The sequence below is a fragment of the Nostoc sp. DedQUE02 genome, assembly GCF_034531035.1.
Taxonomy (GTDB): Bacteria; Cyanobacteriota; Cyanobacteriia; order Cyanobacteriales; family Nostocaceae; genus Nostoc.
On the sequence record NZ_JAVRBY020000007.1, the window covers coordinates 1 to 13,046 of the forward strand.

Consider the following 13,046-nt stretch of genomic DNA (forward strand, 5'->3'; position numbering starts at 1 on the left):
CTGCCCATTTTTGGGGAAAAGCCTTACGGGTGAAAACTTCCATTGCTTCAGAAAAAGCTGCGATCGCAATTTCAATACTCTCTGCTTTCTCGCCCAATATTCTATCAAGGTAAACAGTTCCCAGATTATTTTGCGTATCTGCCCAATTTTGGGGAAAGGCGTTGCGGGTGACAACTTCTAGTGCAGCAGTATAAGCCGCGATCGCAATTTCGATATTTTCAGTTTTATCTCCCCTGATTCTCTTGTGGTAAGCAAATCCCAAATTATGTTGCGTATTTGCCCAATTTTGGGGAAAGGCGTTGCAGGTGAAAACTTCGATTGCCTCAGAAAAAGCTGCGATCGCAATTTCTACATTCTCGGCTCTATCTCCCCTAATTCTATCGAGGTAAGCACATCCTAGATTATATTGCGTCATTGCCCATTTTTCTGGGAAGACGTTGCGATTGCAACCATTGAGTACAGCAGTGTAAGTAGCGATCGCAATTTCGATATTTTCAGCTTTATCTCCCCTGATTCTATCAAGGTAAACACTCCCTAGATTATTTTGCGTATTTGCCCATTGTTCGGGAAAGCTGGTGCGATTACAAACACCAAGTACAGCATTGTAAGTAGCGATTGCAATTTCTATATTCTCGGCTTTATCTCCCCTGATTCTTTTACGGTAAGCATCACCTAGATTATTTTGCGTATCTGCCCATTGTTCGGGAAAGCTGGTGCAAGTACGAACTTCCAATGCACCTGAGAAAGCTGCGATCGCAATCTCTATATTTTCAGATCGCTCTCCTAATATTCTCTTAAAGTAAGCAAGCCCTAGATCATTTTGTCCCCTTGCCCATTCTTGGGGAAAGGTACTACGTGTGTAAACTTTTAAGGCAGCGTTCCAAGCTGCGATCGCTTTTTCGATATTCTCAGCTTTATCTCCCCTAATTCTTTCATAGTAAAGATTACCCAGATTATTTTGCTTAACTGCCCAATTTTGAGGAAAGGCTTCGCGGGTGTAAACTTCTAGTGCAGTAGTAGAAGCTGCGATCGTCATTTCGATATTCTCGGCTCTATCTCCCTTGATTCTGCAATAGTAGGCATTGGCCAAATTATTTTGCGTATCTGCCCATTCGTGGGGAAAAGCATTGCGGGTATAAACTTTTAGTGCGGCAGTGCAAGTAACAATAACCATTTCGATATTCTCGGCTTTCTCTCCCCTGATTCTGTCAAAGTAAGCAACCCCCAGATTTCTTTGCGTTCGTGCCCAATTTTCAGGAAAAGCAGTTTGGGTATGAACTTCTAGTGCAGCAGTATAAGCAGCGATCGCTTGCTCTATATTTTCGGCTCTATCTCCTAAAATTCTTTTAAGATAAGCAGTCCCCAGATTATTTTGCGTATCTGCCCAACCTTTGGCAAAAGCGCTGCGAGTAATAACTTCCAATGCACCTGAGAAAGCAGCGATCGCTTGTTCGATATTTTCAGCTTGCTCTCCTAAAATTCTCTCACAGTAAGCAATCCCCAGACTATATTTCACTAATGCCCATAGGCTGGGAAAACTGTGGCGAGTAACTTCTAGTACGTTTGTATATGCAGCGATCGCCAACTCCAGATTCTCGGCCCGCTCACCCAATATTCTATAACGGTAAGCAGTTCCCAGAGCATTTTGCGTCATTGCCCAATCATCTGGAAAGGCTTTGCGGGTATAAACTTCTAGTGCAGCAGTATAAGCTGCGATCGCAATTTCGATATTTTCAGCTTTAGCTCCCTCGATTCTTTCGCGGTAAGCATTACCCAGATTATATTGGGTATCTGCCCATTTTTGGGGAAAAGCCTTACGGGTGAAAACTTCCATTGCTTCAGAAAAAGCTGCGATCGCAATTTCAATATTCTCTGCTTTTTCGCCCAATATTCTATCAAGGTAAACAGTTCCCAGATTATATTGCGTATCTGCCCAATATCGGGGAAAGGCGTTGCGCGTGAAAACTTTTAGTGCAGCAGTATAAGCCGCGATCGCTTGTTCGATATTTTCAGCTTGTTCTCCTAAAATTCTCTCACAGTAAGCAATCCCTAGACTATATTTCACTAATGCCCATAGGTTGGGAAAACTGTGGTGAGTAACTTCTAGTGCGTTTGTATATGCAGCGATCGCCAACTCCAAATTCTCGGCTTTTTCACCTAATATCCTTTCAAGGTAAGTCTTCCCCAGATTATATTGCGTGATTGCCCATTCTTGGGGAAAGGCACTACGGGTCACGAGAGTTAAGGCTGTTTTATAACCACTAATAGCTATTTCGATATTGCTAGCTTTGCTACCCAAAGGAAATTGACGAACCAAACTACTAAAACTATCAATTATTCCAGCAATGTGCATTGCGACATCTGGTTCAACGTTTGTCAGGGTATTTGTTGCCCAATTCCGCAATACTTCTGCAAAAATATCATTTAGTTTATCAGTATTAGTTGCGAGTAATGGGTAAACTACCTGCTGATTGCCATCGCTGTCTAGCATTGCTTGCAGTACATCTCGTAAAAATTGCTCATAAACCTCTAAATCTCGTGAGGTAGCAGAGATAAGTTTTTGACGTTTTCGAGCTTTTTTTGCGGGGGGATTGAGTGCTGCACTGAGTTTCCTAGTCAAATTCCGTAGGCAATTTGCTATTCGCCGCATTGTAATTCTCTCTTTTGCACTTCCACAAAGTCAGCACCAAAAATACCGAGAAATAAATCATACGGTATTCTTAGGGTATGAGATGCGATCGCGTAATCTACCTTCATCAAGTTGATTCGGCGATCGCATTTGTTGATTCGGCGATCGCATTTGTTGATTTAGCGTTCGCATTTGTTGATTTGGCGTTCGCATTTGTTGATTTAGCGATCGCATTTGTTGATTTGGCGTTCGCATTTGTTGATTTGGCGTTCGCATTTGTTGATTTGGAGTTCGCATTTGTTGATTTGGAGTTCGCATTTGTTGATTTGGAGTTCGCATTTGTTGATTTGGCGTTCGCATTTGTTGATTTGAAGTTCGCATTTGTTGATTTGGAGTTCGCATTTGCTGATTGCACTTATTCTCAAACAACAAATCGATAAAAGAAATGAGTAAAAATACAGACAAATTCGTAATTATTTTGTTGAAATTTTAATGAAATAAATCCACAAAACTACCCATCTCAGGCAAAAGGATATTCCACTATGTTGAAAAAGGAATTATTAAAAAAAAGGATATCTCATGTCTTTAAGAACTCGTAGTTCTGCTGCTGTTGACAAAGCCCAACTTCGTCTCGCCTTGCTTAGATCCGTTGATGAAAATCTGGATTTAGGATATGGATTAAGCATTGAAGCCTACAATTACCTCATCAATACTACTCGTGCAACGTTAGAAGCTCATAACACACTTGTATCCAATCTTGAAGAATCGCGTAAAACAATAATCCAGATGGATAAAGCCCTCTCCGAAATGTCTGAACGAATGCTCAGTGGAATTGCAACTATCTACGGCAGAAACAGTATAGAGTATTCCAAAGCTGGCGGCTCTAATGGAAAAAGAAATAAAAAATCTACTTCAAAAATTGCTCCAGTTGTAGCGGTTCTTCCCAGTCAACCTGCTCAAGCTGCAATTGCGAATGCGTTAACTAACGGTAACGGCACAACTCCTTTGCGGCAATAATCCGCTTCGTGCATAAATCTAGTGCCGTGTCAAGCCTAAATTTGTACATTAAATGTAAGTTGGGTTGACGTAAGGAAACCCAAGATGGATCGTGTTGTTGGGTAACGCATTGCCTCAAGCCAACTTACCTTTAAATCCATGTGAATTTTATAGTAGCGATCGCCATCAAAAATCAACACCTCAATTCAATTAGGAAGATTAAGTTTCGCCATCCACATTTTTAAGCACTTCTTAAGGCCACAATAGGATCGAGTTTAGCAGCGCGGCGTGCAGGAACAACGCCAAAGAATAAACCAATCGCACCAGAGACACCAACGGCCATACTAATCGCTACAGGAGAAAGACTCGCTTCTAAAGGTGTCAAGGCTCCCACTATTAAGATGCCACTAACACCAACCGCAGTCCCAACTAAACCGCCAGCTGCGGAAACTATTACAGCCTCAATGATGAACTGTAGCAAAATATCTTGCTCTGTTGCCCCGATCGCTTTTCGCAATCCGATTTCTTGGGTGCGTTCGGTGACGGAGACTAGCATAATATTCATAATGCCAATGCCACCGACAAACAACGATATGCCTGCGATCGCTGCTAGCATAATTGTCAATGCACCTGTAATTTGACCGACAGTTTGCAAGGCATCTTTTTGGCTGCGGAGAGTAAAATCATCTTCACCATTAATTTTGTGCCGTAGACGCAACAAATTAGTAATTTGAAATTCTGCTGCATCCACGCTATCGGAATCACGAGCGGCAGCAACGAGGTAATCTAAGGCGATACCATAAGGAGAATTCTTGCCTACAAGTCGGTTGGCTGAGGTGGTGATTGGTATTAAGGCAGCATCATCATAATCTGCTCCCACGCTGGAACCTTTGGCTGTTAACGTCCCAATCACTTGAAAGCTGGTATTTCCAACTCGCAATTGCTGGCCGATGGCGTTACTATTACCGAATAGTTTTTCTGCCAAGTCTGCACCTAGCACAACAACTTGGTTACTTCGCTTGATGTCTACCTCAGAGAAAAATCTGCCTTTAGCAGTTTCAAAATCCCGCACCGATAGGAAGCTGGGAGTTGTGCCAATGATATTAACATCGGTGTTTCTGTTGCGGTATGTAACTACCTGTCTTCTGTTTAACTCTGGTGCAACTCCTACTACAGTTGGTACTTGAGAAGCGATCGCTTCCGCATCTTGCAACACTAGAGTTTTTGGCACTTCAAAGGAGATCCTCTGAGTTTCTTGATTACCTGGCAGTACAAATAGCACATTTGGTCCTAGTGACTCCAGCTGTTTATTGACATACTTTTGTCCACCTTCGCCAATGCCAATCATGGCAATCACTGAGGCGTTACCAATAACTATACCCAACATGGTGAGGGCGCTACGCAGCTTATTTGATAGCAGGGTTTTCCCCGCCATATTCATGCTTTCGAGGAAGTTCATATTAATTTGTAATTAAAATTTCAAAAACCTTTTTATCAGATGTTTTCTATTCGTTAATCTGCTGTTGAGACAATATATTCTTAGCAAGAAAATTATTTATTCTGTTGTTCTTTTACCTTTTCGATTTTGTAGTCTTTGGGTGGGTTGACAAATATGCGATCGCCTTCTTTAACTCCCCCTAAAATCTGAGTTTGATCTTGGATTTGTGCCCCAACTGTAATTTCGCGGAACTGGGGTTTATTGTTGGCATCTGGGATGAGTACGCCAGTTTTACCCTTTTCGGTAACGATTGACACCGTTGGTAATACCAAGGCATTATTAACGCGATCGCCTAAAAAAGTCAGATCCACATTCAAGCCAGAACGTAATTTATCAATGCCAGTATCAAGAGCAACCCGCACCTGGAAGGATGTTACACCTTGTTCCACCACTGCTTCTGGAGCAATCAGGCGGACATGACCTTTAAAAACTTGATCGGGATAGGCATCAGCAACAATTTCTACCTGCTGTCCCTGTTTCATTCTACCGAGGTCGGCTTCGGGAACTTGAGCTAATATTTCTAAACCACGTGCTACAGCGACAATTGAACTGGAAGTTGCCGATGCACTAGTAGATGCAGAAGTTGTGGGTGTGACAAACGCGCCTGGTTCAGCATACTTTTGGGTAACAATTCCCGACAGAGGAGCGCGAATAATAGTATCTTCCAACTGTACTTGTACACCCTTTAACTGAGCCTCAGCAGATGCAACGGCGGCTTGACGCTGGGCAATTTCTTCAGAACGAGTTCCATCTTCTAACAGCACCAATGCTGCCCGTGCTTCGTTAACAGCCGCTTGGCGTTGGTCGATTTCTTCACTACGAGAGCCACTTTGGACTAAAGACAATCGTTTTTTAGCTTCTTCTAAATTGGCTCTAGCACTTTTGTCTTCGCTAATGGCTTGATCGAGTAATTGTTTTTTCTCTGCTCCCTCTTTATATAGATATTGGTAACGCTTTACCTGTTCATTGGTGTAATTCACCTTTGCTTGAGCCGCATCCACTTGTGATTGAGATTGAGCAATTTCTTGGGGACGATTACCAGTCTTAGCTGCGGCTAACTGGGCTTGAGCTTGTGCTAGCCGCGCCTTTGCTTGAGCGATTTCTTGAGGACGACTACCAGCAAGGGCTTCGGCGAGTTGTGCTTGACTTTGGGCTAAGTTAGCACGGTACTGGCTCCTTTGAGCTTCAATGCTGGCGCTATCCATGCGGGCGAGAATTTGCCCTTGTTGAATGCGATCGCCTTGTTCTACATATAATTGTGATAGCACTCCGGGATTCTTCGGACTAATATTGACGCTCTGAACTGGCACGACTTTGCCACTAGCTGTAATCCGCAACGTCACGTTTTGTGCTGTAACTGGGACAGTTAATTGAGCAATGTTTTCTTTGTTCGCCCCTTGATTTACCAAAGTGTAAGTTGTTATGGTACCCACAACCAAAGCACTCCCCGCCATCAGCCCAATCAGCCAGCGCAATGGATACTTAACTTTGCCAATAACTGGAATTTCTATGTGCGTAGCCATATAGTAGAAGCCTGTAAATCTTGCTGTATAAGAATATTTTTTAATTAGAGGACAAGTGGAAAATACGGAGTTGTTAAAGCTTTGGGATTAAATTTTTATGAATCAATTAACAACTAGACGCATAATAAGCTTCACAGTTGCTTAATCTTCCTTCATACTAGGCATTCGTATTTCTGTATGTCTTCACCTGAAAGGGTGACTTTAGCCACAGCATGTTACACCTGCCTTGAAAATAGAGAACAGGTTACAGGTGACAGAGGATATGTTAAAGGGAAAAAATTTTGAGTTTCTTTACCCTTTCACCCGACTTTTGCAAGAAGTCTATTAGTGCAATCCTGAACTATTCGTGAGAAACGAGATCCTCGATTTTTTTGAGAAGCTGGGAATCTCCGGCTGGCAATTCTCACAAATCAGATAGGATTGCTATAGTGCGATCGCGCTTTAGTTGCTCTGTATTCTTTTCTTTTTCTCTACTCCCCATTCCCTACCGCCAAGCAGTTTGTAATTATTGCTGAAATTGAGTTAATAACCAAGCACCAACTTGACTTTGATTTATTTGACGAGTTCGCCGTAATGCATCATTTAATAAAGAAATAGCTAATCCTGACAATACCTGAGATTCGGTAATTCGCCTACTACCTTGGTTTTCAATAGCAAAAGCCATAATTTGAATATTCTGGACATTTAAAATCCAGTATTCTTTCACTCCTAAATCTTCGTATAAAAGTCGTTTTTCACCTTGATCGTCAGCAAGTGAGGTATTAGCTACTTCAATAACTAAATCTGGTGGTGGATATATATCTAGATTGATGATAGAAGTGCCGTAGGGAATGACATCAGCATTTTCACCAATATAATAAGACACATCAGGTTGAGCTTCTTTAAAACCTGCTTTCCGATATGTACAATTAGTTAAACCTTTGGTGGGTATGCCTTTTATTGTGCAAAAAAGGTTAACAGCAAAGGCAATAATTGTGTTGTCGCAAGCGTGGTCGTGGCCTAGTGGTGGCATTTCAATCCTCATGTGTTCATTGTAGTAATAGCCCTTGGCTTTTTCGTAGACAGGATTTTCAATTGCTTGAATATATTCATCCCAAGTGGCTTTTACCCAGGTATCGGTTGCTAGTTGGGTCTTTAATTCGCTCATAATATTGCCAAAGAGGAACTTTAACAACAATCATACAAGTTTTATTTTCCAGTATTAAGTTGATAGTCAAGCGTTAACTCCATCTTTACTTCAATCCTACCTCCTGAAAGACACGCAACGCAGATGCTTAAATCTATCTACTAGTGTAAAATCAGTACATTGTCGGCCACTAAAAACAGCCAAATCGGTTGTCTAGTCTTGAGGTTAACTTCTGCTGCTAGATTGTCTTGTGTCCACGCCTTGAGAGCAAATGCTTTTTATTTCACGTCAGAATTCAGTCCTTCAGAATTCAGAATAGTGGCGTTGCTGATTGCGGTATGAAAAATAATTTTGCGTTATTTCAAAATCCTTGTAGAGACGTTGCATTGCAACCCTTGTAGAGACGTTGCATTGCAACATCTCTACATCCAAATTTATACCTCGATTCAGCAACACCCAGAATAGTTAAAGAATCAGGAGAACATTTGATGAATAAATATACCAATCATTCTAGATTTCTGATAAATTATGACTCCTGACTCACCTCGGCTACGCTCGGCGACCACTTGGGTGCTGAATTCTTACTATTTCACTTTTTCAAAACTACATGGAAGGAATTTAAATACCCATTAATAGTTTTAGCTAATGTCTTCTGCTGTTTTTTTGTAGTTATTGCCATCACTTGATATAATCTACCTTCAGCGACATACATTCTACTTTTAGTGATTTTCCCTCCAGAATTGATGTATTCAATTTCTTTACCGGGATGATTATTAGAACTACGAATGTTTCTCTGACTAATTAAATTACTTTTCGTAGTTTTTAAAGCCATATCCCGTGCATTATTAAGTACAGCTTGGGGATCAGCCATTTGACCATAGCTATAAGGAAAATCATTGTAAGCAACTATGTATGCTACCTGCTGTTTTGGGGGTTGAGCGACAAATATTTCTAAGGTAATTTCCCCCATATAAGTTTTTTGGAATTCGGTATTTCTGTTGGGGTTTCCCGGCATCAAAATACTAAAGCGCCCATCGGGAGCGGTGTATAACTTCCATTTTGGCTGCACGGGTTGAGAAACCTTTGGTTTGACAACAGGCGTGGTAGGTTTGGGTTGACGCGCTTCCACAAAAACAGAACCACCACAGACGAGTGTGGCGGCGATTAGTGGCAACAGACTTTTAATTGTCATATTTTTTGCCTTTTGAGATGCTGATCTCACTGATGATGCTAGCTGTTATAACCTAGCAGCACATAAAGCAGCACCTATTAGCCCCACTTGTGGGTTGAGGATAACATACACAGGGATCTCTTCAAGGAGGCGGCGCATCCTGCCTTTTTGGGTGAAATTTAATAAGAAACCGTTGTTTTGAATTAAGGGCAAGATTTTGGGCGCAATTCCACCAGCAATATATAAGCCACCGTAAGGTAAGAGTTTCAGGGCAAGATTGCCAGCTTCTGCACCGTAAGCCTCTATAAATAATTGCAAAGTTTGTTCGCAGAGGCGATCGCGTTTTTCTAGTGCAGCTGTACCAATGACAGCACCAGGATCAACACTTTTCTCTTCTTGTCCAGCTTCTTCTTCCCAAGTTCTGACGATTTGGGCAATATCTGGGGATTCGACGGCAAATTTGCGATCGCGCAGAAATTGGTAAATTGCCACAATTCCCATTCCAGAAACCACGCGTTCTACAGAAACGCGCTGGATATCATGTTTACCCAACAGGTATTTCAACAGTTGAAACTCGATCTCGTTCCGAGGAGCAAAGTCAGCGTGTCCACCTTCTGAGGGAAAAACTTGATAGTCGTTTCCCTGTTTAATTAAAAATCCCTGCCCTAAGCCAGTACCAGCACCAATAATTCCAATGGGGGTTTCGGGTTGAGGTTTGCCAACTTGCAACGTCAGCAAGTCTTGTTTTTGTAAACCGGAAATGCCATAGCCAACGGCGGCGAAGTCGTTAATTAAAGAAATATGTCGGATACCCAATTCTTCTTCTAAACGTTCGGTATCTAGGAACCAAGCTAAATTGGTCAGTTTGGCAGTATTTTTGACAATGGGGCCTGCGATCGCAAAACAAGCCTTTTCTGGTATGGGTGTGTTAGCTTTGACCAAAAAATCCTGCACAATTGGTACTAAATCGGGAAAATCGGCACTGTGGTAACTTTCCTGATAAATAGTATGTAAAGCTGGTGAGTCTGATTTTTCAACCAATTGCAGAATCGTTTTCGTACCGCCGATGTCTCCTGCTAGTAACAAAGTCATAGAATTTATTGGTGAATTAAATTACTTTTTTTGTAAGATATACCCAACCTAGCAGAAGTCATGAACCCAAATCTCTATCAGAGGTTTAAGCAAATCGAATAACTTCTTCTATGTGGGTTAAATGGGAAGTATCTCCCGTTAGTTCTAATAACCATTCTGGGTCTTGGCGTACCACTTTTACTAGCGAACATAAAGAAGCTTTAACTTCTGTCTTAGCAATTTCCCCCACTAGCCCCATTGCTCCCCCCAATACAGATGCACCATGTGCTACTAGCAGGATATGTTCTGGGAAGTACTCAGTAGCTAAACATCTCGCAGTTTGCCCAGAACGTTCTCGCACTTTTTCGTGAGTTTCAGGATATTTGGCGGCGATGCGCGAAGTGTAGCTGGTGTCAATTCTGGGAAATAACTCTGCTAAGGCTGGAGTTGAGAGTCTTTTGGGTTCTTCTGTCATCCAAACTGGATTTAGCCATTCACTCAAGCCTGTTTCGAGTTTGATCGGCAAGTTGAGCATTTCTGCAACTGCATTTGCCGTCTGTACGGTTCGCAGGAAAGGCGAAGCGAAAATATGGCCAATCTTTTCTCCTTTCAATCGTCTAGCTAACTGTTGTGCCTGCACCATACCATCATCAGACAAGGGTGGATCGTAGCGTCGTTCGGCGGTGAGAAACCAATCAGGGTTTACGAAATCGAGGCGGTTAGCGTGTCTTGCGATCCAGACTATTTGACTCATGGGTTTAATTATTCCAATGAATAGAATTTGCCGCTAAACAAATAATAGATATCTGCAAGGAGGGCTAGAAATATTAATATATTATGACAAAATCGTAATAATTTTTAATAATACTAATGATTAGGAAAAGTTATAAATGCTGTCAATGCAGTTTTACTCAAAGCCTTTTTAGCCAAGTCTCTAAAGCAATATCAACTATAGTTTTATTCAATTCACGAAATCCATTATCTCGCTCTGACTTCAGTAAATTACTACTTTTAGCATTCCCAAAGCTAGATATGAATTTATACTATTGCTTATATGGCGGTTCTTAGTTTAGGTACTGAACCCCACCCCCAATCCCCTTCCCTTGTAGGGAAGAGGGTTGGAGGTGGGGTGTTAGGGACTTTTGCAAAAGGTCTATTTATTAATTACAGTATGCCCGTTCTGCTAATGTGACATCTAGGACAAATGGATTGTCATTACCCTGAAATTTAGTGATCGCCCGATTCCGTTCTATTTCAGTAGTATCAGGTAGGTCTTGCTGATTCCATTTACACAAAGTCTGACGCTGATTCTGAAAGTAATTTGGGTCTACTTTATCAGCCTGTTGCCGATAAATAGTGTAAAAGTAGAAAATTGCCCTGGCTATATCTCCTTTTACTTTCTCTCTCGGCTCAAAATTAGAAGATGCTGATTCGCTAAACTCGTCAATTCCACTACTAGGAATTGTAGATTGAACAGTGTTATTTCGATACCATTTCTTAGTAGTCGTGTCAGCTATATCATCAAAAGGTTTATTGCCTCGCTCACTATTAATATCTGCTCGTGCCGGAAATAAATGGTGCAGGTCACTTCGGGAATTACCTTTGTCAGCGCCTTTACTTTGTGGCCAAACATGCTCCGTATTCAGTCCTAATTTGTCAGCTTCCTGACTAGGATCGTCATTGCCAATTAAATTAATTGGGTAATTGGCATAAATGTCTGTCACAATCCCTGCTTGGTTATCAATAACACCAAACATTTCATCTCTTGCGCGATCGTAATTCAAAGTTTTGCTAGGCGTATATTCCTTAGCTAGTTCGTCAACTAGAGCGAATTTGGATAATTGAGGCAATATAATCGCTGAATCATCTATGGGAGTGGGAGTGGGTTGAATAACAGGAGGAATGGTGTCAGGGGTAGACTGGTTAGCAGGTAATGTAAACGCTGCAATCACAGGATCGTGGTCGCTGACAGGCTTCTTAAAGCCAACATTGACATGCACGATGTCAATTTCTGGTTTAGCAACACTAGAAAGATTTTTACTGACTAACAAATGGTCAATCAGTTGAGGATTTCCTTTAAATTTAAAACTATAGCGATCGCTAAGAGGTAAACGATCCGTCAAATTCTCCAGAATGTTACCCTTCAAAGCCTTCAGAGGTAAAGAATCTGGTAAATCGTTTAAATCACCCAATACAATTACTTTGGCTTGCGGGTCAACTTCTAGTAGTTGCGCTACAAATTCATTAACGATTTCGGCTTGTTTGACTCGTTTAACATCGCTGGGAGAACCTCCAAGCTTAGAAACAAAGTGATTAGCAATGATAAACACTTTTTGATCGTTAAAAATAAATTCTGCTGCCAGTGGTTTACGGCTTTCATCAAAAGCAGCATTCGTGGGGTCAATCCGACCAGGGTTAAGGGAGAGATCAAGACCATTTGGACTTTGAGTAATAGCTACGGCATCTAATGAACCGCCTCTTCTAGGTAGTTTTGCTAGAGTTATTCGGCTGGGTCGAAACAAGAAACCGACACGAATATTACCTCCAGGTTCTCCACCATCGCGATCGTCGCTGGGCGGAATATCAACAAAATCGTATGCTAGACTACCAATATTTTCCAGCGCCGCAATCAATTTTTGGTAAGTCTGGTTTGCATCCACAACATCATCATCGGTTGGCCCGTTGTTATCCTGAATTTCAATTAAACTGATGACATCTGGTGCGTTCAAATTATTGGCAATAATTTTGGCAATATTATCAAAACGTTGATCTTTCGGGTCTAAGTTCTCGACATTAAAACTAGCAACAGTCAATACATCCCGTGAATTTTTCAGAGATGTTGTTTCACGTTCTGCAACCAAAGGCAAAGAAGTTGGTAATTGCGCTATTGGACTAGCTTGGAGTGGACTAATCCATGCAAAGAAGATAAAAGCAATACTAAGTAGTAGCAATTTGATGGATTTCATTCTTTCTTCCAGCAAAGATATTTTCTAGATTAGTCTTCTTTCTTAATACAGTTCAGTTAAGAAAAG

The 13,046-nt window shown here is 41.5% G+C and carries 10 protein-coding genes; 1 reads left to right on the forward strand and 9 read right to left on the reverse strand.

Annotation, left to right across the window (positions count from 1 at the left end; genetic code table 11):
- On the reverse strand, nt 1-2,650 hold a 2,650-nt coding region (locus tag RMX98_RS08995), incomplete at its 3' end, for a DUF937 domain-containing protein (protein WP_409881344.1).
- A 57-nt stretch (nt 2,651-2,707) separates the two neighbouring features.
- Nucleotides 2,708-3,031, reverse strand: coding sequence for a hypothetical protein (locus tag RMX98_RS09000; protein ID WP_409881345.1), 324 nt, complete (start codon nt 3,029-3,031; stop codon nt 2,708-2,710).
- Nucleotides 3,032-3,208: 177 nt separating this feature from the next.
- Here RMX98_RS09000 and RMX98_RS09005 point away from each other — a divergent pair, with 177 nt between their 5' ends.
- Nucleotides 3,209-3,646, forward strand: coding sequence for a hypothetical protein (locus tag RMX98_RS09005; RefSeq protein WP_322676414.1), 438 nt, complete (start codon nt 3,209-3,211; stop codon nt 3,644-3,646).
- A gap of 220 nt (nt 3,647-3,866) precedes the next feature.
- Here RMX98_RS09005 and RMX98_RS09010 read toward each other — a convergent pair whose 3' ends face one another.
- The 7 genes from RMX98_RS09010 to RMX98_RS09040 form a co-directional block, all read right to left on the reverse strand.
- Nucleotides 3,867-5,084, reverse strand: a complete 1,218-nt coding sequence (locus tag RMX98_RS09010; RefSeq protein ID WP_322676415.1) for an ABC transporter permease — start codon at nt 5,082-5,084, stop codon at nt 3,867-3,869.
- Nucleotides 5,085-5,176: 92 nt separating this feature from the next.
- Entirely contained in the window at nt 5,177-6,646 is a 1,470-nt protein-coding gene (locus tag RMX98_RS09015; protein WP_322676416.1) for an efflux RND transporter periplasmic adaptor subunit, read from the reverse strand.
- A gap of 505 nt (nt 6,647-7,151) precedes the next feature.
- Nucleotides 7,152-7,793, reverse strand: a complete 642-nt coding sequence (locus RMX98_RS09020) for a Uma2 family endonuclease (RefSeq protein ID WP_322676417.1) — start codon at nt 7,791-7,793, stop codon at nt 7,152-7,154.
- A 568-nt stretch (nt 7,794-8,361) separates the two neighbouring features.
- Nucleotides 8,362-8,964 (reverse strand): hypothetical protein, encoded by a 603-nt coding sequence (locus RMX98_RS09025; RefSeq protein WP_322676418.1) that lies wholly within the window; start codon nt 8,962-8,964, stop codon nt 8,362-8,364.
- A 45-nt stretch (nt 8,965-9,009) separates the two neighbouring features.
- Nucleotides 9,010-10,035 (reverse strand): glucokinase, encoded by a 1,026-nt coding sequence (locus tag RMX98_RS09030; RefSeq protein WP_322676419.1) that lies wholly within the window; start codon nt 10,033-10,035, stop codon nt 9,010-9,012.
- Nucleotides 10,036-10,120: 85 nt separating this feature from the next.
- Entirely contained in the window at nt 10,121-10,768 is a 648-nt protein-coding gene (locus tag RMX98_RS09035) for a histidine phosphatase family protein (RefSeq protein WP_322676420.1), read from the reverse strand.
- A 406-nt stretch (nt 10,769-11,174) separates the two neighbouring features.
- Nucleotides 11,175-12,980: an endonuclease gene (locus RMX98_RS09040; RefSeq protein WP_322676421.1), complete on the reverse strand. Its 1,806-nt coding sequence runs from the start codon at nt 12,978-12,980 to the stop codon at nt 11,175-11,177.
- Nucleotides 12,981-13,046: the final 66 nt, after the last annotated feature.